The organism is Janthinobacterium sp. OK676 (assembly GCF_900103595.1).
Lineage (GTDB): Bacteria > Pseudomonadota > Gammaproteobacteria > Burkholderiales > Burkholderiaceae_D > Janthinobacterium.
The window spans coordinates 94,444-120,744 of sequence record NZ_FNHA01000008.1 but is presented as its reverse complement, the minus strand read 5'-3'; the positions used below and the strand labels follow the sequence as shown (position 1 = coordinate 120,744).

24 protein-coding genes and 1 other RNA gene are annotated in these 26,301 nt (G+C 60.3%); 8 read left to right on the top strand and 17 right to left on the bottom strand.

Going from position 1 to position 26,301, the window contains the following annotated elements; translation table 11 throughout:
• Positions 1-41 precede the first annotated feature (41 nt).
• The 11 genes from BLU39_RS16945 to gyrA all read right to left on the bottom strand — a co-directional run bounded on the left by BLU39_RS16945 (position 42) and on the right by gyrA (position 12,653).
• Positions 42-344 carry a LapA family protein gene (locus BLU39_RS16945; RefSeq protein ID WP_034751796.1) on the bottom strand — a complete coding sequence of 101 codons (303 nt, stop codon included), beginning with the start codon at positions 342-344 and terminating at the stop codon, positions 42-44.
• A 188-nt stretch (positions 345-532) separates the two neighbouring features.
• Entirely contained in the window at positions 533-838 is a 306-nt protein-coding gene (locus BLU39_RS16940) for an integration host factor subunit beta (RefSeq protein WP_008446215.1), read from the bottom strand.
• A gap of 17 nt (positions 839-855) precedes the next feature.
• Positions 856-2,568: a 30S ribosomal protein S1 gene (gene rpsA, locus BLU39_RS16935; protein ID WP_071650172.1), complete on the bottom strand. Its 1,713-nt coding sequence runs from the start codon at positions 2,566-2,568 to the stop codon at positions 856-858.
• 118 nt (positions 2,569-2,686) lie between these two features.
• The gene (cmk, locus tag BLU39_RS16930; RefSeq protein WP_092714950.1) at positions 2,687-3,355 is read right to left on the bottom strand and encodes a (d)CMP kinase; all 669 of its coding nucleotides are present in this window, start codon (positions 3,353-3,355) and stop codon (positions 2,687-2,689) included.
• A gap of 122 nt (positions 3,356-3,477) precedes the next feature.
• On the bottom strand, positions 3,478-4,833 hold the full coding sequence (gene aroA / locus BLU39_RS16925) for a 3-phosphoshikimate 1-carboxyvinyltransferase (RefSeq protein ID WP_092714947.1): 1,356 nt from the start codon (positions 4,831-4,833) through the stop codon (positions 3,478-3,480).
• Between the two features lie 18 nt (positions 4,834-4,851).
• Complete coding sequence (locus BLU39_RS16920; protein WP_175539343.1) at positions 4,852-5,760, bottom strand: prephenate dehydrogenase; 909 nt, start codon at positions 5,758-5,760, stop codon at positions 4,852-4,854.
• Positions 5,761-5,764: 4 nt separating this feature from the next.
• Positions 5,765-6,871, bottom strand: a complete 1,107-nt coding sequence (gene hisC, locus BLU39_RS16915; protein ID WP_092714945.1) for a histidinol-phosphate transaminase — start codon at positions 6,869-6,871, stop codon at positions 5,765-5,767.
• Positions 6,872-6,962: 91 nt separating this feature from the next.
• Positions 6,963-8,033: a prephenate dehydratase gene (gene pheA, locus BLU39_RS16910; protein WP_092715296.1), complete on the bottom strand. Its 1,071-nt coding sequence runs from the start codon at positions 8,031-8,033 to the stop codon at positions 6,963-6,965.
• Positions 8,034-8,115: 82 nt separating this feature from the next.
• A complete protein-coding gene (gene serC, locus BLU39_RS16905; RefSeq protein WP_092714943.1) occupies positions 8,116-9,207 on the bottom strand; it encodes a 3-phosphoserine/phosphohydroxythreonine transaminase in 1,092 nt (363 codons plus the stop codon).
• A gap of 24 nt (positions 9,208-9,231) precedes the next feature.
• Positions 9,232-9,816 carry a DUF2059 domain-containing protein gene (locus BLU39_RS16900; protein ID WP_157808899.1) on the bottom strand — a complete coding sequence of 195 codons (585 nt, stop codon included), beginning with the start codon at positions 9,814-9,816 and terminating at the stop codon, positions 9,232-9,234.
• A gap of 152 nt (positions 9,817-9,968) precedes the next feature.
• Entirely contained in the window at positions 9,969-12,653 is a 2,685-nt protein-coding gene (gene gyrA / locus BLU39_RS16895) for a DNA gyrase subunit A (RefSeq protein WP_092714939.1), read from the bottom strand.
• Positions 12,654-13,308: 655 nt separating this feature from the next.
• On the opposite strand from gyrA, the gene ompA reads away from it, so the two are divergent.
• From ompA to ssrA, 4 genes are all read left to right on the top strand, one after another.
• Positions 13,309-14,019, top strand: a complete 711-nt coding sequence (gene ompA, locus BLU39_RS16890; protein ID WP_046682685.1) for an outer membrane protein OmpA — start codon at positions 13,309-13,311, stop codon at positions 14,017-14,019.
• 127 nt (positions 14,020-14,146) lie between these two features.
• Positions 14,147-14,842, top strand: a complete 696-nt coding sequence (ubiG, locus tag BLU39_RS16885) for a bifunctional 2-polyprenyl-6-hydroxyphenol methylase/3-demethylubiquinol 3-O-methyltransferase UbiG (protein ID WP_092714937.1) — start codon at positions 14,147-14,149, stop codon at positions 14,840-14,842.
• A gap of 68 nt (positions 14,843-14,910) precedes the next feature.
• The gene (locus BLU39_RS16880; protein WP_092715295.1) at positions 14,911-15,615 is read left to right on the top strand and encodes an HAD family hydrolase; all 705 of its coding nucleotides are present in this window, start codon (positions 14,911-14,913) and stop codon (positions 15,613-15,615) included.
• A 266-nt stretch (positions 15,616-15,881) separates the two neighbouring features.
• Positions 15,882-16,242: a transfer-messenger RNA gene (gene ssrA / locus BLU39_RS16875) on the top strand.
• Between the two features lie 321 nt (positions 16,243-16,563).
• Here ssrA and BLU39_RS16870 read toward each other — a convergent pair.
• From BLU39_RS16870 to BLU39_RS16855, 4 genes are all read right to left on the bottom strand, one after another.
• The gene (locus BLU39_RS16870) at positions 16,564-17,637 is read right to left on the bottom strand and encodes a RelA/SpoT domain-containing protein (protein WP_092714934.1); all 1,074 of its coding nucleotides are present in this window, start codon (positions 17,635-17,637) and stop codon (positions 16,564-16,566) included.
• 426 nt (positions 17,638-18,063) lie between these two features.
• On the bottom strand, positions 18,064-18,510 hold the full coding sequence (locus BLU39_RS29195) for an HD domain-containing protein (protein ID WP_092714932.1): 447 nt from the start codon (positions 18,508-18,510) through the stop codon (positions 18,064-18,066).
• A 2-nt stretch (positions 18,511-18,512) separates the two neighbouring features.
• Entirely contained in the window at positions 18,513-19,352 is an 840-nt protein-coding gene (locus tag BLU39_RS16860; protein WP_139178318.1) for a hypothetical protein, read from the bottom strand.
• Between the two features lie 134 nt (positions 19,353-19,486).
• The gene (locus BLU39_RS16855) at positions 19,487-21,088 is read right to left on the bottom strand and encodes a sensor domain-containing diguanylate cyclase (RefSeq protein ID WP_092714927.1); all 1,602 of its coding nucleotides are present in this window, start codon (positions 21,086-21,088) and stop codon (positions 19,487-19,489) included.
• Between the two features lie 330 nt (positions 21,089-21,418).
• Between BLU39_RS16855 and BLU39_RS16850 the strand changes: the two genes are divergently transcribed.
• Positions 21,419-22,573 (top strand): sensor histidine kinase, encoded by a 1,155-nt coding sequence (locus tag BLU39_RS16850; protein WP_092714925.1) that lies wholly within the window; start codon positions 21,419-21,421, stop codon positions 22,571-22,573.
• Between the two features lie 47 nt (positions 22,574-22,620).
• Here the strand turns inward: BLU39_RS16850 and BLU39_RS16845 are convergent, their stop codons facing one another.
• On the bottom strand, positions 22,621-22,863 hold the full coding sequence (locus tag BLU39_RS16845) for a hypothetical protein (protein ID WP_034759639.1): 243 nt from the start codon (positions 22,861-22,863) through the stop codon (positions 22,621-22,623).
• A gap of 274 nt (positions 22,864-23,137) precedes the next feature.
• Here BLU39_RS16845 and BLU39_RS16835 point away from each other — a divergent pair, with 274 nt between their 5' ends.
• From BLU39_RS16835 to BLU39_RS16825, 3 genes are all read left to right on the top strand, one after another.
• Positions 23,138-23,887, top strand: a complete 750-nt coding sequence (locus BLU39_RS16835) for a hypothetical protein (protein ID WP_034759643.1) — start codon at positions 23,138-23,140, stop codon at positions 23,885-23,887.
• Positions 23,888-23,892: 5 nt separating this feature from the next.
• Entirely contained in the window at positions 23,893-24,135 is a 243-nt protein-coding gene (locus BLU39_RS16830) for an Imm32 family immunity protein (RefSeq protein WP_072454415.1), read from the top strand.
• A 63-nt stretch (positions 24,136-24,198) separates the two neighbouring features.
• On the top strand, positions 24,199-25,140 hold the full coding sequence (locus tag BLU39_RS16825; protein ID WP_175539342.1) for an SMP-30/gluconolactonase/LRE family protein: 942 nt from the start codon (positions 24,199-24,201) through the stop codon (positions 25,138-25,140).
• An 82-nt stretch (positions 25,141-25,222) separates the two neighbouring features.
• On the opposite strand, the gene BLU39_RS16820 is transcribed toward BLU39_RS16825, so the two are convergent.
• Complete coding sequence (locus BLU39_RS16820) at positions 25,223-26,290, bottom strand: SDR family oxidoreductase (RefSeq protein ID WP_092714923.1); 1,068 nt, start codon at positions 26,288-26,290, stop codon at positions 25,223-25,225.
• Positions 26,291-26,301 lie beyond the last annotated feature (11 nt).

The window sequence follows — 26,301 nt, the reverse complement described above, 5'->3', positions numbered from 1 at the left end:
TGTTTTTATTCGAGTAAGAGAGATAGGAGCGACGGCGCCGCTTACTGCGCGCTCACGCTGTCCGGTTGCGGCTGGACATTGCTGGCCACGCCAACGGTCTGCAGCGCGGCAATGGTGGTTTTTTGCTTGGTCGCTTCGCGGCGGTGACGGAACACGGTCGGCGTCAGGGCCAGTACGCCCAGGCTGGCGCCGGCGACAAAAAAGCCCAGCAGCATCAGGACCAGGGGACCGCGAATTTCATAATTGAGGAAAACATGCAGGTCGACAACCTGCGCATTCTTCAGCGCAAAACTGAAGAACAGGACGAAAAGAACACAGCCAACGATGGTGGAGATGATTTTCATCGATAGGTCCAGAAAGAACAAAAAAATGCCCGTGCCACATGGCACAAACGTAGAGTGCTGATCAAACCGTAGCGAGCGGCAGTGCAAAGCGCGACGCGCAGCAGGTTTGATTAGTGCTCTACGGCATATTAACAAAAAAAAGCGGCATCCAAGGACGCCGCTCTTTATTTCCGCCTTCCAGCAGACGATTAATCCTCGATAATCGGTTGCCCGACCATCGCGTCCACGCGCTCGCGCAACTGTTTGCCCGGTTTGAAGTGGGGCACCCGTTTTTCGGGAACCATCACCTTGTCGCCGGATTTCGGGTTGCGGCCGATGCGCGGGGGCCTGCTGTTCAGGGCAAAACTGCCAAAACCGCGGATCTCGATACGCTGACCGGTCGCCAGGGCGTTGGTCATCGCATCGAGAATGGTCTTGACGGCATACTCCGCATCTTTCGCCACCAGCTGAGAATAACGCTCAGCGAGGCGGTTGATCAGCTCGGACTTTGTCATCTGCCGTATCCGCAGTCTTAGTTCTTGTTATCGAACTTAGCTTTCAACAAGGCGCCCAGGCTGGTGGTGCCCGAAGCTGCGTTGTTGTCGGTAGCTGCCATCTTCTGCATGGCTTCCTGGGTTTCAACGTTGTCTTTCGCTTTGATCGACAGTTGGATACCACGGGCTTTGCGGTCGATGTTCAGCACCATTGCTTCAACGGTGTCGCCGACTTTCAGGTGCGTACCAGCATCTTCAACGCGGTCGCGCGAGATTTCGGAAGCGCGCAGGTAGCCTTCAACTTCTTCGGACAGTTGGATCACGGCGCCTTTAGGCTCAACCGATTTAACGGTACCGGTTACCAGCGAGCCTTTGTCGTTCATGGCTGCGAAGTTGTTGAATGGGTCACCTTCCAGTTGCTTGACGCCCAGGGAAACGCGCTCGCGCTCAACGTCGATGGCCAGAACGATGGCTTCCAGTTCGTCACCTTTCTTGAAGCGACGCACGGCTTCTTCGCCGGTTTCGGTCCAGGACAGGTCGGACAGGTGCACCAGACCGTCGATGTTGCCGGCCAGGCCGATGAACACGCCGAAGTCGGTGATCGATTTGATCGCGCCGCGGACTTTATCGCCCTTCTTGTGGGTCACGCCAAAGTCATCCCATGGGTTGGCTTTGCACTGTTTCATACCCAGCGAGATACGACGACGCTCTTCGTCGATTTCCAGAACCATCACTTCTACTTCGTCGCCCAGTTGGACAACTTTGTTAGGAGCAACGTTTTTGTTCGTCCAGTCCATTTCGGAAACGTGTACCAGACCTTCGATACCCTGTTCCACTTCAACGAACGCGCCGTAGTCGGTCAGGTTCGTTACTTTACCGAACAGACGGGTGCTTTGTGGGTAACGACGGGACAGACCGGTCCAAGGATCGTCGCCCAGTTGTTTCACGCCCAGCGAAACACGGTTTTTCTCTTGATCGTATTTCAGGACTTTGGCGGTGATTTCCTGGCCAACCGTCAACACTTCCGACGGGTGACGTACACGGCGCCATGCCAGGTCGGTGATGTGCAGCAGGCCATCGATACCGCCCAGATCCACGAACGCGCCGTAGTCGGTGATATTTTTGACGACGCCGGTCACGACCGTGCCTTCTTTCAGCGTTTCCATCAGTTTCTGACGCTCTTCGCCCATCGAAGCTTCGATGACGGCGCGGCGGGACAGAACCACGTTGTTACGCTTGCGATCCAGCTTGATCACTTTGAATTCGAGGGTTTTGCCTTCGAATGGGGTCGTGTCTTTGACAGGACGGGTATCAACCAGCGAGCCCGGCAGGAATGCGCGGATGCCGTTGGTCAACACGGTCAGACCGCCTTTGACTTTACCATTGACGGTACCGACGACGATTTCGCCCGATTCCATCGCTTTTTCCAGAGCCAGCCACGAAGCCAGACGCTTGGCTTTATCGCGCGACAGGATGGTATCGCCGAAACCGTTTTCCAGCGATTCGATCGCCACGGAAACGAAGTCACCAACTTTGACTTCCAGTTCGCCGTGGTCGTTCTTGAATTCTTCGACAGGGATGAATGCTTCGGATTTGAGGCCAGCGTTCACGATCACGAAATTGTGGTCGAGGCGCACGACTTCAGCGGAAATAACTTCGCCGGAGCGCATATCTTGACGCGACAACGATTCCTCGAAGAGCGCAGCAAAACTTTCCATACCGGTAGATTCGTTAGTTGTAACAGTAGACATAGGGTTCACACAGGTTATCCAGCAGAGATCGCACGATGCGACTTAAACTGGGTTAGGTTTTTGACACACCCGGACAGGCCAGGAGCCGTCAACGGGCACCACATAGCACAACAACACGCTATTTTGCTGCAGCTGCATACCATTTCAACACGGTTTCAACGGCAACATCTGCCGTCATTTCCGACGTATCGAGGACATGCGCCCCTTCCGCGGGGACCAGCGGCGCAATCGCACGGTGAGTATCACGTTCGTCCCGCGCCTGCAAATCCATCAGAAGGTCTTCCATATTAGCAGAAAAACCCTTGTCTATCAATTGCTTGTAGCGCCGTTGCGCGCGCGCCTCGACGCTGGCCGTCAGGAACACCTTCAACTGGGCGTGCGGGAAGATCACCGTGCCCATGTCGCGCCCGTCGGCCACCAGGCCCGGCGTCTTGCGAAAGCCCAGCTGCAAGCTGATCAGCGCCTGGCGTACCGTTGGCAACACGGCAATCTTCGACGCCGTATTGCCCACCTCTTCGGCACGGATCTGCTCGGTGACGTTTTCCTGCGCCAGCAGGATCTCGCCATTGGCAAAGTGGCAAGGCAAGTGTTCGGCCAGCTTGGCCAGCGCGTGCTCGTCGCGCAGATCCGTGCCGCGGCGCAGCGCGCTCAAGGCCGTCAGGCGGTACAGCGCGCCCGAGTCCAGGTAATGAAAGCCCAGCTTGTCGGCCACGCGGTGCGCCACCGTGCCCTTGCCGGAAGCGGTGGGGCCGTCGATGGCGATGACTGGGATGTGGGAGGTCGGCATTATTTTGTCACTTTTTAAAAAACTAAACCCCAAGACAAGAGCTGGGGTCAGTCCTGGCGGATCGGAATGCCTTCCATTGGAAGGCATTCCCCCTGCGGGTCTGACCCCAAATTTGCCTTCGGTTAAATAAGACTGTCTTTGGCAATCCCCGCGAACGCGGCGAAATACTCGGGGAAAGTCTTGGCCACGCATTTCGGATCGTTGATGCGCATCTCGTTGCCGCGGCGCGCGGCGCCGTCCAGCGAGGCCAGCGAGAAGCACATGGCCATGCGGTGGTCGTCGTACGTGTCGATGGTGGCGGCGGCGATTTCCGCCGGCGGCGTCACGCGCAGGTAGTCGGCGCCCTCTTCCACTTCGGCACCGAGTTTGCGCAATTCCGTCGCCATGGCCGTCAGGCGGTCCGTTTCCTTCACCCTCCAGCTGGCGATATTGCGCAAAGTGCTGGTGCCATCCGCGTACAGGGCGGCGACGGCGATCGTCATGGCCGCGTCGGGAATGTGGTTGAAATCCATGTCGACGGCCGTCAAGACGCCGTTCGAGCGTGCCTCGATCCAGTTCTCGCCCATGGTGATGGTCGCGCCCATCTGCTGCAAGGCTTCGACGAAGCGCACGTCGCCCTGGATGCTGTCGCGTCCCACGCCTTCCACGCGCACGGGACCGCCGCCGATGGCGCCGGCCGCCAGGAAGTACGAAGCCGACGACGCATCGCCTTCCACGTGGATCGTGCCCGGGCTTTGATATTGCTGGCCCGGCTGCACGGTGAACGACTGCCAGCCGTCATGCTCGACCGTCACGCCGAAACGGCGCATCAGGTTCAGGGTGATCTCGATGTACGGCTTCGAAATCAGCTCGCCCGTGACGTCGATGGTGACCGCATGGTCGCGCGCCATCAGCGGCGCGACCATCAGCAAGGCCGTCAGGAACTGGCTCGACACGTTGCCGCGCACGGCGATGCGCTGCGCGTGGATGTGGCCGCGGCGGATGCGCAGCGGCGGGAAGCCGTGCTCGCCCGTGTATTCGATCTGCGTGCCGACGGCGTTCAGCGCGTCGACCAGGTCGCCGATGGGGCGCTCGTGCATGCGCGACACGCCATGCAGGGTGTAGTCGCCGCCGATCACGGCCAGGGCCGCCGTCAGCGGACGGATGGCCGTGCCGGCATTGCCCATGAACAGGTCCGCTTCGTGGTGCGGGAACACGCCGCCGCAGCCTTCCACGTGGTGCACCTGGTGGGCCGTGGCCGGATCGCCCGTCAATTCATCCTGCGTCCACTTGACGCCCAGCGACGTCAAGGCCGTCAGCATGACGAAGGTGTCGTCGGAGGCGAGCAGGTCGATGATCTTCGTCGTGCCCTTGGCCAGCGCGGCCAGCAGCAGCACGCGGTTGGAAATGCTTTTCGAGCCGGGCAGGCGCACCGTGCCCTGGGCGTGCATCACCGGCTTCAGATCGATGTGGTGGGGGTAGTGCTTGGTCTGGGTCATGCTGGAATCCTTGAGTATTTATCGTGTGGGCGCGGCCGGCGTTTCCGCCGTTTCGATCGCCTCTATCCATTGCTGCCGCGCGTGCTGGGCGTTCGCATACACGCCCTCGATGGCGGCGCCGTCGTGTGCGGCCAGGTGGGCGCGCAAGGTCGTCAACTGCGCCAGGTAGGCGTCCAGTTCGTGCAGCAGCGCCGGCTGGTTGGCCAGGCTGATGTCGCGCCACATTTCCGGCGATGAGCCGGCGATGCGCGTAAAGTCGCGAAAGCCGCTGGCCGCGTATTGGAACAGCAGACCCGCGTGCGCTTTGTTGGCGATGTCGTCGACCAGCGCAAAGGCCAGCAGATGCGGCAGATGGCTGACGGCGGCAAACACCTTGTCATGCTCTTCGGGGCTCAAAGTGTGCAGGATGGCGCCGCAGGCGCGCCAGGCGGCCGCCACCCGCTCCACATCCGCCGCGGCGTTTTCCGCCAGCGGCGTGAGCACCACTTTCTTGCCCTGATACAGGTCGATGATGGCGGCGTCGGGACCGTTCGTCTCGCGCCCCGCGATCGGGTGGCCCGGCACGAATTGTCCGACTTTTCCGCCGAGCGCCGCGCGCGCGGCCGCCACCACGTCGCTTTTCGTGCTGCCCGCATCGGTGACGACAGTAGCAGGCTGCAGGTGCGGCGCGATGGATGCCAGGATGGCGCCCGTTTGCGCCACGGGCGCGGCCAGCAGCACCAGGTCGGCGCCATGCAAGGCATCGGCCATGTCGCCGCCGATCTCGTCGATGATGCCCAGTTCGAGCGCGCGCGCCATCGACGCCGGCGAACGGCCCATGCCGACCACCTTGGTCACCGCGCCCGCGTGTTTCAGGGCGCGCGCGAACGAGCCCCCGATCAGGCCCACGCCGAAGATGACGATTTTTTTCAGTGCAGGCGTCGTCATAGCGTCAGGCCAGCGCTTTCGTCAGCGCGGCGATGAAGATGGCGTTTTCCTGCGGCAGGCCGATGGAAATGCGCAGCCATTGCGGCAAGCCATAGCTGCCCACGGGACGCACGATGACGCCCTGTTTCAGCAGCGCCAGGTTCACGCGCGCGCCAGCTTCATCGTCATCGCCCACCTTGACCAGCACGAAATTGCCGTGCGATGGCACGTATTCCAGGCCCAGCTGCGCAAACGCTTGCGTGAACTGCTGGTAGCCGGCCGCGTTGTTGCGCGCGCTTTGCTCGAGGAAGGCCTTGTCGTTCAAGGCGGCAATTGCGGCGGCCTGCGCCAGCGAGTTGACGTTGAATGGCTGGCGGATGCGGTTCATCAAGTCCGTCAGCGCCGGCTGGGCGATGGCGAAACCGATGCGCAGGCCGGCCAGGCCGTAGGCCTTCGACAGGGTGCGCGACACCACCAGGTTCGGATACTGGCGCACCCACGCCGTCGACTCGTACTGGTCGTCGGCCGACAGGAATTCGTTGTAGGCCTCGTCCAGCACGACGACGACGTGCGCCGGCACTTTTTGCAGGAACGCTTCCAGCTGCGCGGCCGTCAGGAAGGTGCCGGTCGGGTTGTTCGGATTGGCGATGAAGACCAGACGCGTGTCGTCGGCGATCGCCGCCGCCATGGCATCGAGGTCATGGCCGTAGGCTTGCGCCGGCACGACGATGTGGCGCGCGCCCAGGCCTTGCGTGGCCAGCGCGTACACGGCGAACGAATACTGCGAGTAGACGACGGATTGGCCATGCTGCACGAACGCGTGCGCGGCGATTTCCAGGATGTCGTTGCTGCCGTTGCCCAGGGTGATCCAGTCGGCCGGCACGTCGTAGCGCTTCGACAGCACGGCTTTCAGGTCGAAGCCATTGGCGTCCGGATAGCGGCCCAGGTCATCGATGGCGGCGATCATCGCCTGCTTCGCCGATTCCGGCATGCCGTACGGATTTTCATTCGACGCCAGCTTGACGATGGCTGCCTCGTCGAGGCCGAATTCGCGCGCGACTTCCGCGATCGGCTTGCCGCTCTGGTAAGGGGCGATGGCGCGGACGTATTCTGGACCGATATTTTTAGACATGGTGTTCTTTAAAAGTTGGTGAATGATTGGTGAACCCCCAAAGCAATGACTGGGGTCGGACCCTGAGGGTCCGACCCCGGCCTTTACCGGGTTACAAACTGACCGGATACGACCCCAGCACCTTGAAAAACGCCGCATTGCTCTGCAGCTCGGCCAGCGCCTGGGCGACGGCGGCGTCGTGCACGTGGCCCTCCACGTCGACGTAGAAATAATACTCCCAGCTGCCCATGCGCGCCGGGCGCGACTCGAAGCGCGTCATCGACACGCCGTGCTTGGCCAGGGGCGCCAGCAACTGGTACACGGCGCCCGCCTTGTTCGGCACGGCCAGCACCAGCGAGGTCTGGTCCTTGCCCGACGGCGCCGTCTGCAAGGTACCCACGACGGCAAAGCGCGTGCGGTTGTGCGGGTCGTCCTGGATATGGCCCTTGACCACGCCCAGCTTGTACTGCGCGCCGGCCAGTTCGCTGGCAATCGCCGCCACCGTGCCATCTTCGCCGGCCATGCGGGCCGCCTCGGCGTTCGAGGCCACGGCGTGGCGGGCGACGTTCGGATAATGCTGGTTCAGCCACACCTGGCACTGCGCCAGCGCCTGCGAATGGGCGCAGATGGACGTGACGCCATCCATGTTGCCGCTCTTCGTCATCAGGCTGTGGTGCACGGCAATGGCCACCTCGCCGCTGATGATGAGGCTGGTCTGCAGCATCATGTCCAGAGTGCGGTTGACGGCGCCTTCCGAGGAATTTTCGATCGGCACGACGCCGAAGTCCGCCGTGCCCGCTTCGGCGGCACGGAACACTTCATCGATGGACGCACACGGCAAGCCTTCGACGGCGCTGCCGAACTGCTGGTACACGGCCTGCTCGCTGAAGGTGCCGGCCGGGCCCAGATACGCCACGGTCACCCTTTTTTCCAGCGAGCGGCAGGACGACATGATTTCGCGGAAGATCGTCTGCACTTCGCGGTCGCCCATGGGGCCGGGATTGCGCTCGGCCACGCCGCGCAGCACCTGCGCTTCGCGCTCGGGACGGAACACGGGCGCCTGCGTCTCGGCCTTCACGTGGCCCACCTGCTGGGCGATTTGCGCGCGGCGGTTCAGCAGTTCGAGGATTTGCGCGTCGATGGCATCGATCTGTTCGCGCAGCGGTTTCAATTTATCGGTCATGGTGGTTTGTTTCGTCAGCTGTACTTCAATCATGGCCGCACGGCCTGCGCCGGCGGCGGGCCGGCGCGGTCGTCTAGGCGACTCAGCGTCCGGCAAACTCGTTCAGATAATTCACTAAGGCTTGCACGCCCTCGATCGGCATCGCGTTATAGATCGATGCACGCATGCCGCCGACGGACTTGTGGCCCTTCAGCTGCAGCAGGCCGCGCTGCTTGGCGCCGGCCAGGAATGCGTCGTTCAGACTTTCATCGCGCAGGTAGAACGGGATGGTCATGCGCGAGCGGTATGCGGGCTCGACCCGGTTCTGGTAGAAGTCGTCCGCATCGAGCGCCGCGTACAGCAGCGCCGCTTTCTCAATATTACGCTGTTCCATGGCTGCCACGCCACCCTGGCGTTTGAGCCACTGGAAAACCAGGCCGGCGATATAGATGCCGTAGGTGGGCGGCGTGTTGTACATCGACTCATGTTCGGCCACGATGGTCCAGTCGAAAGCCGACGGGCAGATCGGCAGCGCCTTGCCCAGCAAGTCTTCGCGCACGATGACGAGGGTCAGGCCGGCCGGGCCGATATTTTTCTGTGCGCCGCCGAAGATCACGCCGTATTGCGACACGTCGATCACGCGCGACAGGATGTGCGAGGACATGTCGGCCACGATGGTGGTGCCTGCCGGCACGTTCGGCGCCTGCTGGAATTCCACGCCGTCGATGGTTTCATTGGTGCAGATGTGCAGGTAGGCGGCGCCCGGCGTCAGCTTCCATTCGGAGACGGGCGGCACGCCAGTGAAACGTGCGGCCTTGGACGAGGCGGCCACGTTGACGTTGGCATACTTGGCCGCTTCCTGGATCGACTTGCCGGACCACGAACCCGTGTGCACGAAGTCGACGGTGGCCGGCTGCTGCGCCGCCAGGCCCGCCAGGTTCATGGGGATGATGGCGTTCTCGCCCAGGCCGCCGCCCTGCAGGAACAGGATCTTGTAATTCTCGGGCACGGCCAGCAGCTCGCGCAGGTCGGTCACGGCCTGCTTGTAGATGGAGATGAATTCGGGACCACGGTGGCTCATTTCCATCACCGACATGCCGCTGCCATGCCAGTCCTGCATCTCGGCAGCCGCTTGCGCCAGCACTTCCTTGGGCAGGACGGCCGGGCCGGCGGAAAAATTATAGATGTGAGTCACGATACGGTCCTTGGAAAAGTGGAGTTATTGGGGCGACTGCGTGGCCGCCCGCATGACCTGGTCAAGCACGGCATTCACGCGGGGTATCAGCACGCGCTGGCTGATGGCCAGCGATTCGGCGGACAGCTGCGGCATGGTGGACAGCATCTTGCGGCCCAGCGGCGTCTTGTAGAAGGCCGTCAGCTGCTCGACTTCCTGCACCGTGTAAAAGCGCGCATACAGGGGCACCATTTCGGCGGCCAGCTCGTCGATCAGGGTCGGGTCGGCCAGTACCTGCGTCAGGGTGCCGATGGCCAGGGGGATTTCTTCCTCGGCGCTGGCCAGCGCGCGTGCCTTGCGCTGCTCGTCCAGGTTCGGGTTGCCGCTGATTTGCTGCTGCGCCGACTGGCGGATCATGGCGGGCACCGATTGCAGCATCTGGTCGAAGATATTGCGCGTGAGCTGAGGGAACTGCATCGCATCGAGCATGCGCCGCACGGCGACCTTCATGGCGGGGCTGGGCGCCGCCTGGCGGGCGGGCGTGGCTTGCGTGCTCTGGGCCAGGGCCGGCAAGGTCGCAAGAAAGGCCAGCGAAAACGCGGCGAAGAAGGTGGCGACGATTTTTCTCATGGCATGCGGGATGTTGAGTGACTTGTAAATAGACATTGCCGGCGATGCATGTCGGCTTACGCCCGACGGGCTAAGCCGACCTACGAAACGCTGCTGGCGGCGCACATGGCACGCCAATAGCAATTGGGGCTCCCGAAAGAGCCCCAATCATCTTACTCCGGCTGGGCCGGATCTGCCGGATCGGCCGGTTCAGCCGCTGCCGGCGCAGCGGCGGCTTCCGCACCCGCCTCCGTCGTCAGCTCGACTTCGTCGATATCCGTTTCCACGACGCGCTGCAGGCCGGACAGCTTGGTGCCGTCTTCCACGGCGATCAGGGTCACGCCCTGCGTCGCGCGGCCCATCTCGCGGATTTCCGACACGCGGGTGCGGATCAGGACGCCGCCGGTGGTGATCAGCATGATTTCATCGCTGGTATCGACCAGGGTCGCGGCAACCACTTTACCGTTGCGCTCGCTGGTCTGGATGGCGATCATGCCTTTCGTGCCACGGCCATGGCGCGTGTACTCGGTGATCGGCGTACGCTTGCCGTAGCCGTTTTCCGTGGCCGTCAGCACCGACTGCTGCTCGTTCTCGGCCACCAGCAGGGCGATCACGTGCTGGCCTTCTTCCAGGTTCATGCCGCGCACGCCGCGCGCCGTACGGCCCATAGGACGCACGTCGTTTTCGTCGAAGCGCACTGCCTTGCCCGAATCGGAGAACAGCATCACGTCGTGCTGGCCATCGGTCAGCGCCGCGCCGATCAGGAAGTCGCCGTCGTCCAGGTCGACCGCGATGATGCCGGCCTTGCGTGGATTGCTGAAGTCCTTCAGCGGCGTCTTTTTCACGGTGCCCAGGCTGGTCGACATGAAGACATAATGGTCTTCCGGGAACGTGCGGTTCTCGCCCGACAGCGGCAGGATCACGGTGATCTTTTCGTTGTCCTGCAGCGGGAACATGTTGACGATCGGCTTGCCGCGCGAATTGCGCGAGCCTTGCGGCACTTCCCACACCTTCAGCCAGTACATGCGGCCACGGTCCGAGAAGCACAGGATGTAGTCGTGCGTGTTGGCGATGAACAGCTGGTCGATCCAGTCTTCCTCTTTCGTCGCCATCGCCTGCTTGCCGCGGCCGCCGCGCTTCTGCGCGCGGTATTCGGTGATCGGCTGCGCCTTCATGTAGCCGGTGTGCGACAGGGTCACGACCATGTCCTGCGGCGTGATCAGGTCTTCCGTTTCCAGGTCGGTCGCGTTCAGTTCGATCTGCGAGCGGCGCACGTCCTTGTTGCCGACGCCGTATTCGTTCTTCGCCGCCGTCATTTCATCGGTGATGATGATGGTGACGCGTTCCGGCTTGGCCAGGATGTCGAGCAAGTCGGCGATGTGCGCCATGACTTCCTTGTATTCGTTGACGATCTTGTCCTGCTCCAGGCCGGTCAGGCGCTGCAGGCGCATCTGCAGAATTTCCTGTGCCTGGTCGTCCGACAGCTTGTACAGGCCATCGGTCTGCATGCCGTAGTGCTTCGGCAGGTTTTCCGGACGGTAGGCGTCCACGCCGCCCGGCGTCGTGCCGTCGCCCGTACGGGCCAGCATTTCGCGCACGACGGACGAATCCCAGGCCTTGGCCATCAGCTCGACCTTGGCGATCGGCGGCGTCGGCGCGGCCTTGATGATGGCGATGAAGTCATCGATGTTGGCCAGCGCGACAGCCAGGCCTTCGAGCACGTGGCCGCGTTCGCGCGCCTTGCGCAGTTCGAACACGGTGCGGCGCGTGACCACTTCGCGGCGGTGCGACAGGAAGCATTGCAGCATCTGCTTGAGGTTCAGCAGCTTGGGCTGGCCATCGACCAGGGCCACCATGTTCATGCCGAAAGTGTCTTGCAACTGGGTCTGCTTGTACAGATTGTTCAGCACCACTTCCGGCACTTCGCCCCGTTTCAGCTCGATCACCACGCGCATGCCCGACTTGTCGGACTCGTCGCGGATGTCGGAAATGCCGTCGAGCTTCTTGTCGCGCACGTTTTCAGCGATGCGTTCCAGCAAGGATTTCTTGTTGACCTGGAATGGCAGCTCGTCGACGATGATGGCGATGCGGCCGCCATCCTTGCCGTATTCTTCGAAGTGGGTCTTGGCGCGCATGACGACGCGGCCACGGCCCGTGCGGTAGCCGTCGCGCACGCCGGATACGCCATAGATGATGCCGGCCGTCGGGAAGTCCGGCGCCGGGATCAGCTCGATCAATTCGTCGATCGTGCAATCGGGGTTGCGCAGCACGTGCAGCGCGCCGTCGATGACTTCGGTGATGTTGTGTGGCGGAATGTTCGTCGCCATGCCGACGGCAATACCGGACGAGCCATTGATCAGCAGGTTGGGAATACGCGTCGGCAAGACCGTCGGTTCCTTTTCCTTGCCATCGTAGTTGGGCTGGAAGTCGACGGTGTCCTTGTCGATGTCGGCCAGCAGCTCGCTGGCGATCTTGTCCAGGCGGCACTCGGTGTAACGCATCGCCGCGGCGCCATCGCCGTCGACGGAACCGAAGTTGCCCTGACCATCGACGAGCATGTAGCGCAACGAAAAATCCTGCGCCATGCGCACCAGGGTGTCATAGATCGAGGCATCGCCGTGGGGATGGTACTTACCCATGGTTTCGCCGACCACGCGGGCGCACTTGACGTAAGGGCGGTTCCACACGTTATTCATTTCATGCATCGCGAACAAGACGCGGCGGTGCACAGGCTTCAAGCCGTCACGCGCATCGGGCAAGGCGCGACCGACGATCACGCTCATGGCGTAATCGAGGTAGCTCTTGCGCATCTCTTCTTCGAGGGAAATAGGAATTGTTTCTTTTGCGAATTGATCCATTGGCGGTTCGACTGATCTCAGGCTGTGGTTAACTTATCTGTTACGCAATGTATGACGCAATACTGCATATCCTGGGTGGCTGTCGTCGTGGACGCCGCGCCGCGCGCTGCTGGCGGGGCCCGGCTTCCATGTCGCAGAGCGCAAAACAAATCGGCGGGCTGGCGGCACGGCCAGTACGGGTACCGCGGGGGTACGTCCTGGCCATGCAGTGCCGCCGTGGGCATTTGCTCGACGCTCTTGACAGTCAAGCGCACGATTTTAGCATGCGCGCTCAGCTACCTGTACAAATTGGCCATACCAACAAGATTGGCAGTTTGCACCGGGGCCGCGCATGTTGACCTGTCGATAATGCACAATGGCAATACCAGTTCAAGACACCTGCCCTTAAAAGAGGCAAAAAAAGCGATCAAATGTTACAGACGCGTTACAAATGGGCATTTTCGTTGCGCAAAAACAACGCACGGTCTAAAATCGGGCAAGCTTTGATTTAACCACGGTCGTGTGCCCCTGATGCGTGTGGCAAAATGACTGAGAAGTTAATTGCTAGTTTCGCAATCTGAAACGAGCGCATATGGTCTACATGATAAAATCTTGGCACGTAGCACCAGTAGCGCAGTGTTGTTCTGCGGATATCACCCCCCGAAAGGAAAAAAGAATGAATAAATTTGTAACGCTGTTTTTCGCTGCATCCGCAGTGATTGCTGGCTCGGCTTCGGCCCAAACCCCAACCTCCCCACCATTCGCGCCAGTTACCACTGACATCAAAGCACCAAGCCCAAAAAGCGCTTATGTGCAAGATGCTCGCGGCGTCATCGTGCGTGACCCATTCGGTCTGTGCTGGCGTACCGGCTACTGGACACCTGCTGACGCGGTGCCAGGTTGCGACGTGCCACTGTGCGTAGAGCCAGAAACCCTGCAAGACGGCAAATGCGTGGCTCCTCCAGCACCAGTCGTACCTGCTCCAGCACCAGCACCTGTCGTACCAGTGCCAGTCGTCGTTGCTCCTACCTCGGAAAAAGTCAGCTTCGCCGCTGATGCATTCTTCGATTTCGACAAAGCTACGCTGAAGCCAGAAGGCAAAGCCAAGCTGGACGAGCTGGCCGCACAACTGGGTGGCATCAACCTGGAAGTCATCATCGCTGTGGGTCACACCGACTCCGTCGGCACCGATGCTTACAACCAAAAACTGTCGGTACGTCGTGCTGATGCTGTCAAAGCCTACCTGGTCAACAAAGGCGTTGAAAGCAACCGCGTGTACACCGAAGGCAAAGGCGAGAAACAACCTGTTGCTGACAACAAAACTGCCGAAGGCCGTGCGAAAAACCGTCGCGTGGAAATCGAAGTTGTTGGTACCCGCAACAAGTAATAGCTGAGCCCTCTCGACTTGCGCAAGTCATCGCGCAGGTCAAGAACAGCATGAAAAACCCCGCTACGGCGGGGTTTTTTTTCGTCCGTGGCTGCCCGATTGTAAAATTGCCGCTATTATTCGACCTATGAACGCCGACCCTCTCGAAATCCAAAAATTCAGTGAGCTGGCCCACCGCTGGTGGGACCCCACTTCCGAGTTTCGTCCCCTGCACGAAATTAATCCCCTGCGCCTGGAATGGATCAACGCGAAAGTGCCGCTGGCCGGCAAGCGCGTGATCGACATCGGCTGCGGCGGCGGCATCCTGGCCGAATCGATGGCCCGCAAGGGCGCCGACGTGACGGGCATCGACCTGTCCGACAAGGCCTTGAAAGTGGCCGACCTGCACAGCCTGGAATCGGGCGCCAAGGTCCGCTACAAGCTGATCGCCGCCGAAGCCATGGCCGAGGAAGAGCCGGGCCAGTACGACGTCGTGACGTGCATGGAAATGCTCGAGCACGTGCCAGACCCCGCCGCCATCGTCAAGGCTTGCGCCACCTTGGTGAAGCCGGGCGGCCACGTCTTCCTGTCGACCCTGAACCGCAACCCGAAAGCGTACCTGTTCGCCATCCTGGGCGCCGAATACCTGCTGCGTCTGTTGCCGAAAGGCACGCACGACTATGACAAATTCATCACCCCGGCCGAACTGTCGCAATACCTGCGCAGCGCCGGCCTGGACGTCAACAGCATGCGCGGCATGGGCTACAATCCGCTGACCAAGATTTACTCACTTAATAGCGATACCAGCGTCAATTACCTGGTGGCCTGCACCCGGCCGCTGTAACCATCACGCACAATACAAGGCGGCTGCGGCCGCCATTTTTCATTCTCACTTGACACACTTTGCCCGCCATGATCACCGACCATCTGCCAGCCCCGCGCGCCATCCTGTTCGACCTCGACGGCACCCTGGCCGACACCGCGCCCGACCTGGCGGCGGCCATCAACCTGCTGCGCGCGCGCGCCGGCCTGGCGCCGACCCCGTATGACATCCTGCGCCCCACGGCCTCGGCCGGCGCGCGCGGCATGATAGGCGCGTCGTATGGGATAGCTCCTGGCGAAAGCGGCTACGAAGCCCTGAAAGACGGCTTCCTGAACAATTACGAAGCGGCCCTGGCCGTGGAAAGCCGTTTGTTCGACGGCATCCCCGCCATGCTGGAAGGCTTGACCGCCCTGGGCCTGGCCTGGGGTGTGGTCACGAACAAGGCCGCCCGCTTCACCGACCCGCTGGTCGGCCAGATTGGCCTGGGCGCCGCCGGCTGCGTGATCTCGGGCGACACCATGCCCCACCCGAAACCGCACCCCGCCCCCCTGCTGGAAGCGGCCCGCCGCCTGGACCTGGCGCCGGAAGACTGCTGGTACGTAGGCGACGACCTGCGCGACATCCAGGCCGGCCGCGCCGCCGGCATGCGCACGGTCGCCTGCGCCTGGGGCTACTGCGGCCCCGTCGAGCCGCAACATTGGAACGCGGACCATTTGCTTGATACGCCGCAGGCCTTGCTCGAGCTGGTCACCGGGGTGGTGAAGGCGGCGCAGGAGCGGCAGTTGGCGGCTTGATGGCTTACTTCTGAAAACTCACGCACGCTACAAACACCTGTTTCGACCAGCAACAAAAATCCGGGGTCAGACCCGCCGGGTCTGACCCCAGCACTTGCCTGTAGGGTGATACAACTGCCTGTGGAGTGCTTGCGGATGCGCGGCTTGCAGCCTGCCGGCACAAGCCCCTCCAATTCGTCTGGCTCAAGCGATTCGAGGATACCTCGTTCCTTACCGCGAATGCAGCATGCAAGAGTGGGCAGATTGCGCTACAATGAAGGTTCTGTGGGGACGACCTGGTTTCGACGTGGGTTGCAAAGCAGCGCAGGGCATACCGAGGGCGGGCTACCTCGTAAATACAACCTGAAAAAACTTAACTGCAAACGATAACTCGTACGCACTGGCAGCTTAATCGCTGTTAGCTCTAGAACACCTCGTCCCTGGGGTGGGCCGTCAAAAGCTCTAGAGTCATTTACAGGGACTCGTCGTATGCTGGGTTACTTAGCGTCCGACTAAATAATAGGTAACTCGCTTGCCCATAACGTGCACATCCGTGCTGGCTGAGTTAAATTAAATGATAGTGCTAAGTATGTAGAACTGTCTGTGGAGTGCTTGCGGACGCGGGTTCGATTCCCGCCGTCTCCACCACCGAATAAATAAAAAGGGCTTCCCCGTTTTGGCGGGGAGGCCCTTTTTATTTATTCCATGTATGCAGAACGCGGGCATCGAATCCGCGTCCGGTACGGGCGCGGGGGTTTTGCGGGGCATTCGGCGAGCGCAGCTCGGCGCCGCAAAACCGGGTTGCGCTTGCAAGCGCAACCCTCTCCGATTCCTCTGACTAGCTTTTGCGCCGCAGGCGGTTTTTCCTAACGACAACACAAACGGCTCAGGCTATGTACAAATGCCGGATCTGAGCCTCGCCCGCATGACCCTCGCCCGCACTCGCCCACAACTACTGAGAAGTGAAAATTACTCAACAATCGAAAACTTGCTTCGTGCAATTTTTTCAAGGTGTGTCAAAAATTCGTGGGTATCAAGAAAATAGTTCGGGTAAGCACGCTTTAGAGATTCAATAGAGCCTGCTGCAACCAATACTACTTGTGTCCCGGTCGATTTGGCCTCGCGTTCAGCGCTGCTGTACTGCGTATTTGCCTCTTCTAGCTTATCCCTTGCAAACGAGGTGATTTTCACATTGGAGTCATCTCCCGTAAGTTGAAGTTCAACTAAGTAGTACGCCGCTCTTTTCTTTCCGGTAGTGGGGATTGCACGTACCGCACTACTAAATCGTTCAAGCTTTTCTCTCACTCCTAGACGCTCAGAGTCTTCTTTCGTCTTCCTGTACGTTTCAGCCTTTGATAGGTGTTCATACCCTGGCACGAGTGGCATTTTCTCGGAGTGAGCGAAAGCCGAAGATACAAGTGCAAAAAAATTCAACCATTCATCCGGCCCTTCGCTAGACTTCAAAGAGTGCCGAAGGAATGTCCCCATTGTTTCAACTGCCGTAGCCCATGCGTGCTGTAACTTAGTTCGCATTTGAAGTTCAAGTTGAAGGCCATCATAAGGCGAGTCGTAGCGTAGTTTGTACCTATAAATAAGATGAACGCTGCGATATCCAGATTCTTTTGGTTCTTTCACATAATCATATTCGGAAACCAATGTGTGTGTGAAAATCGTAGTTTTATATTCTTGATGAAGAACCTGAAGCTGCGGCAATGAATTTACAACGGCCCTCAATCCGCCAATATCTTGCATCCGAGCCAAATTCATTCCTTTTATTCGCTGGAGTTTATTTATAATCGAAGGCGTTCTTTTAAGCCGTTGAGCAACAAGAGCATCAGGATCAATTTTTTTTAGTTTGTTCCTTAAAGTTGCTTGAAACGTATTTATTGGATAACCGTGACAAGCTCTCCAGTTCGTAAGGACAAGAAATGCATCATGCCAAGCATCCATGTCAAAATCACCTTCACTCTCCTCGAAATTTACCAATGTGTATCCGGCACGTTGCACTTGTTTTCTTGAAAATTCCGGTATGGGAAAGCTCATAAAAATCCTTGGATTAATAAATTTACCAACATAATACTACATAAAAGTTTTATTTCTTAAAAAATTTATCAAAAGATATAGTTCAGTTTCAAACAACAACCCTGATAAAGTCAAAGAATTCATCAATATTTAATTTTTTAAATTTCTTATCGCAATTATCAGTATGGGGAGCAATATATTTTTCATCGATGCATCCAAAGACAATATCAGCTTCATTGAAAAAGCAATCGTCTTTCTCGATAGAAATCAATTTCTCACCTTCATCTCAACCACCCAGTCGACGTTAATGCCTTTTTACTTTAATTCTTAGACTGGAGAGAGTAATCCTACTCCAGTTACTGATTTGCAATAGAGTTAGATAAATAAAATAACTCGCGTCACTATCTACCTTTTCCTGCAAGAGTTACCAGCCATTATGTAGTCAACTCAATTCACCACCAAATACCCCATCGCCCGCCCATACTTCCCCACCCTCTCCAAATCCTTCTCCGTCGGCATCTCTATCCTCGACAAATCGCTATTCTCAGCCAGATCAGCCAGCTTGACGGCCTTGCCCACCGGGTTCAACGCCGCGCGGGCGATAAACGCTTCATACGACTCGCCTTCTATCTTGCTCACGGCGCGCACGCCGTCGATGACTTCCTGGGAAAATCCTTCACTCGCGAGGTCGTCGAAGGTGACTTTGCCATCGCTGTCTTCCACCACGTCATGCAGCACGGCGACAATCTGCTGGGCGCCGGGGGCGACGCGCAGCATGACGCGCAAAGGGTGCAATATGTATGGCGCGCCGCCCTTGTCCGTCTGGCCGGCATGGGTGGCGGCGGCGATTTCAATCGCGCGCTCCAAGGTACCGCGTCTTGCGTGTTCACTCATGTTCACTCCACTTTGATTAATGCATGCGTTGCGCGCCAGCCGCGGCGCTGCAAATGGCAAACGCTGGTGCACAGCACGGCTGGCAACAGTAAATTGAGGACCGGGACGAGCATCAGCAAGCACAGCAGCAGGCCCAGAGCAAAAATCGCCGGGCGCTGTTCGCGGCGCAACGCCGCTTGCTGTTCCGCGCCGAGCACCTCTTCGGCCGCCGCGCCGTAGACCATCTGGATGTTCCAGGCCAGCAAGTACGAGATCAGCACGCACATGGCCCACACCGGAATCAAGAGGGAAAGCAGCAGCAACAGACGCCGCCGCCAGGCGGGGCGCGCGGAGGATGCATCCAGGCCGGCCGGAGGCTGCCACGCTACATAGCGTCGCGCCGCCACCGCCTTGGCGCGCTCCAGCAGCAGCCAGCGCAGCGGCAGGCGCGCCGTGCCGATGGCGCCGACGATAAAGACCATCACATAGAAAAAAGCAGCCAGCGCCAGCAACGCCAGGGCAATCTGGCCGATCGACAGCATGGCCTTGGCGGCGCTGCCCAGGCCGCCGGCGATATTGCCCATCTGCGACACGGTGGCCGGCCCGCTGGCCAGTGTCCCGACGCCATCCATCACGCCCAGGCCCAGCAAGCCGGTGACGGACACCAGCGCCAGCATGGCGCTCAGCTCGACAAAAAAACGGCCGAAGTAACCATACAGTCCCAGCCACAGCGCCACGACCGCCATGCACCACAGCGCGGAACGCCACCACAGGCCCGCATGACGCGCATCGCGCAGCCCCAGGCCGACGCATGTGAAGGCTTCCCGCCAGGCCAGCAGCCAGGTTTGCAATGTTTGTGTCACGCTTGAACGTACTCCGCAATGAAGGGGCGGATACGTCGATCCGTATGTTGCCGATTGTACATGGACAGGGCTGGCGCACGCGCCACCGAGGACGCAGCACAAAGCCGCCCCGGCTCATGCACCGTCAACAACGGCTATCGAAACGCAAGAGCAGTGGCGGCCTGCTCGGCACTTTTGCCAGAAGACTCATAACAAACCTGATTTCTCCCCGATGCCTTGGCCTTGTACAGTGCCTTGTCAGCAAGCTCAACCAACTCGACCGGCAGGTTTTCCAGGTGCATCGGCATAAAAGCCGCCACGCCGACGCTGGCCGTCACCACGCCGAGAGGATTGCCACTATGCTCGATTCCCAGCGATTGCACGGCCTGGCGAACGCCTTCCGCCACCGCCAATGCGCCCTGCATATCCGTACCGGGCAATAAAACGACCATTTCCTCGCCGCCGTAGCGCGCCGCAAGGTCGCCCGGCCTGCGCATGCTGTAGCCGACCACTTTGCCGATTTTTCTCAGGCACTCGTCGCCGGCCACATGGCCATAGATATCGTTGTATTGCTTGAAGAAATCGACATCGATCAACACCAACCCAAGCGAGCTCTCCTCACGCTGCGCACGGCTGAACTCGGCAAGCAGCGACTGGTCGAAGTGGCGCCGGTTCGCCAGCCCCGTCAACCCATCCTGGTTGGCAAGGCGGGCCAGGGTTTCATTGATCATTTCCAGTTCATTGCGCGCCTCGACCAGTCCCGCCTCGCTCTTGCCCCGCAAATCGATCTGCCGCACCACGCGGTATCCGATGAACGCGATCAGCAATACCAGCACGCCCCCCACCGCATTTTGCATCACCGCATCGACACGCCACGCAGCGAGCACTTCATCCTGCGACAACGCGGCGGAGACCACCAGCGGGTATTCCTCGACTCTACGATAGCTATTGATACGCGTCACGCCATCGACTCGCGACTTGATCACAGCCGTCCCAACGGGACTTTTGGGCAAATAATCATGAAATAAGGGAAACTGCGAAAGATCGCGTCCCAGCAAACTTTCGTCGAACGGCCGTCTCAATAACAGAATACCGTTTCCATTTGCAATGAAAATGGCGCCTTTTTTTCCTATCGAAAAGCGTTCATAAAACACCCTGAAATAATTCATATCAATGGTCGCCAGCGCCACGCCGCCGAAACTGCCGTCAGGCATATTGATACGCCGCGACACGGTGACGATCCAATGTCCCGTCGATTTGCTGCGCACGGGAGGCCCGACATAGGGGCCTCGATCTGCATGCGTTCGATGGTAGTTGAAGTAATCGCGATCGGAATTATTCAAATTGCTCAACAGCGTTTGCTGCGAGTTCACCAGCCAGCTGCCATCCCTGGCATAGATGAAGATGCCGTGCAACTGGCGCAGCTCGGCGACACGCGTGACCAGCAACTTGTGCATGCGGGCCAGTTCAGGATCGGAAACACCGTCTGTTTGCACCCGCTCCACGAGTCCAACCAGCACCGTATCGGCTTCCTTGATGGTGTCATAGGCATGCTGCGCCACAGATTGCGCCAGATTGGCGCTTTCGCGCCCCGCTTCATCGAGTTGCACTTCGCGGGCGCGCAAGGTCATCCATAGCTGGAGCGCCAGCAGCGACAGGCATACCAGCACGACAAATGAAATGGCCAGCGGCAGCAGGGAAAAGCCACGGAAGCGTGCTCCCAGCAATCGTGGCGGCAAGCTGCGTGACCTGGTCATGGCGGCACTCCCGGATTTATATCCGGCAAAGTGTGCACCAAATAGGCGGCAAAATACTCACACATCGTCACAAACACGATATAAAAAAGTCACTACCATGGCATCGATGAATCCGATTCATGCTTGCCACTGTTTGCGATACCGCAATTCCAGCCACCTGCACAGCATGAACGCAAGATTTCTTTCATGGCCAAGGGGCCGTTGGCAAGGACATGTTTGACGCCATGGCGCCGGGTCACACGTAGATAACACCCGGCACAGGGATGCAATCCCCCATCCCCACCTCAACAGCGTACACTGGCTCCTCTTCCATCAACGCATTGGTCCTCCGTGAAACTATCGCGCTTTATTACCGGCCATCTGGAGCCAATCCTGGAAGAGTGGGAACTCTTCGCCAGGTCGCTGCCCATTCCGGGAGCCGCCATCTCGAAAGTGGAATTGCGCGATCATGCCAAGCAGATGCTGCAAACCATCGTGCGCGACATGGACGTCATCGAGAACGCGGCGCAGCGAAAAAAGAAATCGACCACGGGCGTATCGGAAATAACGGGCAAGGAAACGGCAGCCGCCACGCATGGCTCGCTGCGCCAGCAGATCGGCTTCACGCTACCGCAGCTGACGGCGGAATTTCGCGCCATGCGGGCCAGCGTGCTGCGCCTGTGGATGGCACAGGTGCCGGTGACGTCGAAAACGGCAACGGACGACATCTTGCGCTTCAATGAAGCGATAGACCAGGCGCTGCAGGAATCAGCCATACGCTACTCGCAGCAGAGCGACCGCACCCGCAATACCTTTCTCGCCATCCTCAGCCACGATCTGCGCAGTCCGCTGAGCACGATGACGATGGCCGGTGCTCTGCTGAGCAGGCCAAGCGCGACCTCCGCTTCCACGGTGCAGATCGGTGCGCGGGTCGCCCGCAGCGCGGCCACCATGACAACCATGGTGAACGATTTGCTGGAGTTCGCCAGGACGCAGCTGGGGGGACACATGCCCATTTCACCCGCCTTGGGCGACCTGGGGGAAATCTGCAAGACGGCCGTCGAGGATGCATCGGCCGCTCACCCGCAATGCAAGTTTGAACTGAGCACCACGGGCGAGATGATTGGCGACTTCGATGCGGCCCGCCTGTCCCAGCTGTTTTCCAATTTGCTCAACAATGCTGCGCAATACCGCACCGACGACCAGCCGGTGACCATCACGGCTTTCGGCGATGCCGATACGACCGTGGTGCAAGTGAAGAATTTCGGCCGCCAGATCCCGGAAGCGTCGCTGAAAAGCATTTTCGATCCGCTGGTCCAGCTGGCCATTTCCGACGATCACAAGGCGCCCAATGCCACCAGCATCGGCCTGGGTCTGTTTATCGCGCGTGAGATCGCCAGCGCGCACGGCGGCACCATCGGCGCCGAGTCCAGCCTGGAAAGCGGCACGATATTTACCGTGCGCCTGCCCAGGGTATCGCTGAACGACAGAGGGAACGGCGGCTAGGGACTATCCCGGCAGATATCTGGATCCCCTGCCGGGACAGGCTCGCCCTACCTGCGGTTGAGCGGCACATATTCCCCCGGCAAGCTGGCCGCTTCCAGCGCATCGGCAAAGGCCAGCAGAAATTTCGCCGGGCCATGCTCGGACACGAGCAGGGAGGCGCCCTTGTGGCGCAGCAGTTTCAGCACTTCCTGCTGGTGCGCCTGGTACTCGCTGGAGTGGCCGTAAAACGTTTGATACATCTCCAGCGTTTCCATGGCCTTGGCGGCCAGGATGAATTCGGGTTTGTCCATGATGTCTCCTCGTTGTCACTACTGCCAAAACCACGAAAAAAACCTGCAAGAGGTACGGCCGGCGCCGGTCGCACTGCCTTGCGGCAACCACATCCGTATTTCCATCATACGCCTCAACCCGGCCATTGCGCTGTCCTGTCGCGCATCTTTTTCCACCTCGCCCGCGCGGCACCGCCACCATGCATCCATGGCCAGCACCATTCCTCGCGTGCGCGCTAGGCACAGGGGGGCCGCGCATGGCATCATGCGCGTTGCCCATTTACTCTGACGACACATGGATCAATATCACTTCCTGGTAGGCGAATTCAAGAAAGATAGCCCCTTCATCGCCGCCGCGGCAAGCGCGCAGCTGTTTGCCTGGTTCGCACACATCGGCGAACCCGTCGAGCGCTATGGCAACAAGCGCGGCAAGGTCGTCAAATTCTCACAGCGAAATTACGAGAAGATGCTGTTTGCGCCAGAGACCGACAGCATCGAGCTGTTTTCACCGCGCATCGTGCCGCCCGACGAAGCCGACGAGACCACCAACTGCGACGCGCTTGTCGTGTATTCATCGGGCTCGTTGTTCGTGCTGGCCATACGCGCCAGCAAGCTTGCGCTGGCGCCGTTGTTCGACGCTGCGCGGGCCATACCCGGTCTGTTCGAGCATTGCGAGTATATGTACTGCTACGCTGAAACGCAGGGCTATGGCACCGGCTACGCACTCGGCTACCGGCAGCTCGACGAGGCCCATCCGATGACCTTTGGCATTCCTTGCCCCGCAAATAACTGGGCCGCCATCAAGCGGCGCGGACTGCAAGACTCGCACCTGCGCGATGTATATCCCATCAATGGTTTTACGCAAGCCCGACTGGATGCGCTGCCGCCCGAGCGCCGACAAGCCCTGCGCGACGCAATGCAGGCGTATGGCCGCTGCGAAGAGCATGCCGACTGGATCTTCTGGTACCTGCAGCCAGGGGAATTGGAAGCGGCCCGCGCCGCACTGAACGCACACACCATGCTGGGCGCCTATATCAACAACTGACACCCATGAGTACACATTTATCGCTGCACTGCTATCTGCAAGACGAGGCCGCAGAACGTCCCAAACGCTGCTCCGACGTGACCATCCACGCCGACCCGGCCACCCTGCGCGCCATCGCCCATTTTCTGCTGGCTAGCGCGGACACCTTCGATCAGGCGCAAGAGCGCGCCGGCATGCACGCCCATCTGCAAGATGAATGGGACGGCTGGCAGGACGACTTTCCCGACCTCGTCGTCGTGGCGGCCTAGCCAGGCGCACCGGCTGGCGCGCGTCGGGTAACATACGCCACCTTTGCCATCCAGAGAACACCGATGCACCAATCCCGATATGCCCTGCCGTCGCTGCGCACGGCCGTGCTGGCCACCGCGCTGGCCAGCCTGTCCGCCTGCGCCAGCCAGCCCGCGCACGAGGCGCTGTTCCTCGCCACCACGCTCACGCCCGCGCACTCCTTCACCAAGGGCATCGAAGGCCCGGCCGTGGATGCGGATGGCAATATCTATGCCGTCAACTTCGCGCGCCAGCAAACCATCGGCAAGGTCAGCCCCGGCGGCGCCGGCGAGGTGTACCTGACCCTGCCCGGCGCCAGCATCGCCAACGGCATCCGCTTCGGCAGCCGCGGCCAGATGTATCTGGCCGACTACATGGAACACACGATCTACCTGGTCGACCCGGCCACGCGCGCGCTCACCATCCACGCGCGCGAGCCGCGCATGACGCAGCCGAACGACATCGCCATCACGGCCGACGACGTGCTGTATGCGAGCGACCCGAACTGGAAGGAAAACACGGGCCGCGTGTGGCGCATCGCGACCGACGGCACGGTGACCCTGGCGCTCGACACCATGGGCACGGCTAACGGCATCGAGGTCAGCCCCGACGGCAAGATCTTGTATGTGAATGAAAGCGTGCAGCGCAATATCTGGATGTACGACATCGCCACGGACGGCAGCCTGAGCGGCAAGCGATTGCTGATCAAGTTCGACGATTTCGGCATGGACGGCATGCGCGTGGACGTGGACGGCAACCTGTACGTAACGCGCTACGGCAAGGGCACGGTGGTCAAATTGTCGCCGCAAGGACGCATCCTGCGCGAGATCAGCGTACCCGGCGCCAAGCCCAGCAACATCACCTTCGGCGGCCCCGATGGCCGCACGGCCTACGTGACGGAAGTCGTGCAGGGACGGCTGCTGCAGTTCCGCGTCGACCGCCCGGGCCTGGAATGGGAACGGGCGCAAGAGCGCAAGGCGCATTGATTGGCGGTGCCTCCTCAATAGCCCAACGGCGAAGTGCCGGGGTCGGACCCTCAGGGTCCGACCCCAGTCCTTGCTTTTGGGTTTAACGCGGAATGACGCGCTCCGCCTTCAGCCTGTCGAACAGATTGACGAAGGCATCCTGCGTATCCCGGTAATCAAGGAAGCCCGCCTTGCGGCTCTTACCCATGTCGGTCATCACTTCCATCGGTCGGCCCAGGTCCGCATCCGTATGCCACCAGGAAGCTAGGCGGCTGACATCCGCCTCCACCAGGCCGTGCTGCTCGGCGATGGCGCGCCACTGCTCGGGCGCGTCCTGCATGCGGTCGGCCAGCGGTGTCATCGCCTCGGGCAGATCGGCCGCCTCGATGCCGAAGTAGGCGGCCAGGCGCGGCCACAGCCACTTCCAGCGGAACACGTCGCCATTGACGATATTGAAGTCTTCGTTGCGCGCGGCGGGACTGTCGGCCGCCCACGCCAGATGGCGCGCGATCTGCCCCGCGTCCGTCATGTCGGACAAGCCATGCCATTGCGCGAGCGAACCGGGAAAGACGAAGGGCTGGCCGCCGGCCTTGCACAGATTCGCATACACGGCCAGGGTCAGGCCCATGTTCATAGCATTGCCCAGCGCGTAGCCGATGATGGTGTGCGGGCGGTGCACGCTCCACGTAAAACCATACCGCGCGGCCGCGTCGAACAGCCGGTCTTCCTGCTCATAGTAAAAATTCTCGACCGCTTGCCGACCCTGCTCTTCGCGGAACGGCGTGACGGGCACGCTACCCTTGCCATAGGCGTCAAACGGTCCCAGGTAGTGCTTGAGGCCAGTGACCAGCGCCGCATGGCGCAAGTAGCCGGTGGGACCCAGCGCGGCCAGCACATTGGCGACCATGGCGCCATTGACGCGGATGTTTTCCTGCTCGTTGGCCTGGCGCGCCCAGGCCGTGAAAAAGACGTGGCTGGCGTCCAGGCCCGCCAGGGCGGCGCTGACCGCCGCGCCATCCGTGGCATCGAGCGGCAGGCATGCGCAACCGGCGGGAACCGGCGTGCGGCCACGCGAGACGCCCGTCACCTGCCAGCCCTGCGCCAGCAAGTGCGTGGCCAGATTGCTGCCGATAACGCCGCTGGCGCCGATAATCAATGCGTGCTTGTTCATGCGTACTCCCA

Excerpts from the sequence above, each read along its gene's own strand:
- BLU39_RS16940 (WP_008446215.1), bottom strand. The coding sequence starts at position 838 with ATGACAAAGTCCGAGCTGATCAACCGCCTCGCTGAGCGTTATTCTCAG.
- BLU39_RS29195 (WP_092714932.1), bottom strand. The coding sequence starts at position 18,510 with ATGAGTGAACACGCAAGACGCGGTACCTTGGAGCGCGCGATTGAAATC.
- BLU39_RS16835 (WP_034759643.1), top strand. The coding sequence starts at position 23,138 with ATGGATCAATATCACTTCCTGGTAGGCGAATTCAAGAAAGATAGCCCC.
- BLU39_RS16945 (WP_034751796.1), bottom strand. The coding sequence starts at position 344 with ATGAAAATCATCTCCACCATCGTTGGCTGTGTTCTTTTCGTCCTGTTC.
- rpsA (WP_071650172.1), bottom strand. The coding sequence starts at position 2,568 with ATGTCTACTGTTACAACTAACGAATCTACCGGTATGGAAAGTTTTGCT.
- BLU39_RS16845 (WP_034759639.1), bottom strand. The coding sequence starts at position 22,863 with ATGGACAAACCCGAATTCATCCTGGCCGCCAAGGCCATGGAAACGCTG.
- ompA (WP_046682685.1), top strand. The coding sequence starts at position 13,309 with ATGAATAAATTTGTAACGCTGTTTTTCGCTGCATCCGCAGTGATTGCT.
- BLU39_RS16825 (WP_175539342.1), top strand. The coding sequence starts at position 24,199 with ATGCACCAATCCCGATATGCCCTGCCGTCGCTGCGCACGGCCGTGCTG.
- cmk (WP_092714950.1), bottom strand. The coding sequence starts at position 3,355 with ATGCCGACCTCCCACATCCCAGTCATCGCCATCGACGGCCCCACCGCT.
- BLU39_RS16830 (WP_072454415.1), top strand. The coding sequence starts at position 23,893 with ATGAGTACACATTTATCGCTGCACTGCTATCTGCAAGACGAGGCCGCA.
- aroA (WP_092714947.1), bottom strand. The coding sequence starts at position 4,833 with ATGACCCAGACCAAGCACTACCCCCACCACATCGATCTGAAGCCGGTG.
- hisC (WP_092714945.1), bottom strand. The coding sequence starts at position 6,871 with ATGTCTAAAAATATCGGTCCAGAATACGTCCGCGCCATCGCCCCTTAC.
- gyrA (WP_092714939.1), bottom strand. The coding sequence starts at position 12,653 with ATGGATCAATTCGCAAAAGAAACAATTCCTATTTCCCTCGAAGAAGAG.
- ubiG (WP_092714937.1), top strand. The coding sequence starts at position 14,147 with ATGAACGCCGACCCTCTCGAAATCCAAAAATTCAGTGAGCTGGCCCAC.
- BLU39_RS16900 (WP_157808899.1), bottom strand. The coding sequence starts at position 9,816 with ATGAGAAAAATCGTCGCCACCTTCTTCGCCGCGTTTTCGCTGGCCTTT.
- BLU39_RS16880 (WP_092715295.1), top strand. The coding sequence starts at position 14,911 with ATGATCACCGACCATCTGCCAGCCCCGCGCGCCATCCTGTTCGACCTC.
- pheA (WP_092715296.1), bottom strand. The coding sequence starts at position 8,033 with ATGACCGATAAATTGAAACCGCTGCGCGAACAGATCGATGCCATCGAC.
- BLU39_RS16920 (WP_175539343.1), bottom strand. The coding sequence starts at position 5,760 with ATGACGACGCCTGCACTGAAAAAAATCGTCATCTTCGGCGTGGGCCTG.
- BLU39_RS16870 (WP_092714934.1), bottom strand. The coding sequence starts at position 17,637 with ATGAGCTTTCCCATACCGGAATTTTCAAGAAAACAAGTGCAACGTGCC.
- BLU39_RS16855 (WP_092714927.1), bottom strand. The coding sequence starts at position 21,088 with ATGACCAGGTCACGCAGCTTGCCGCCACGATTGCTGGGAGCACGCTTC.
- BLU39_RS16820 (WP_092714923.1), bottom strand. The coding sequence starts at position 26,290 with ATGAACAAGCACGCATTGATTATCGGCGCCAGCGGCGTTATCGGCAGC.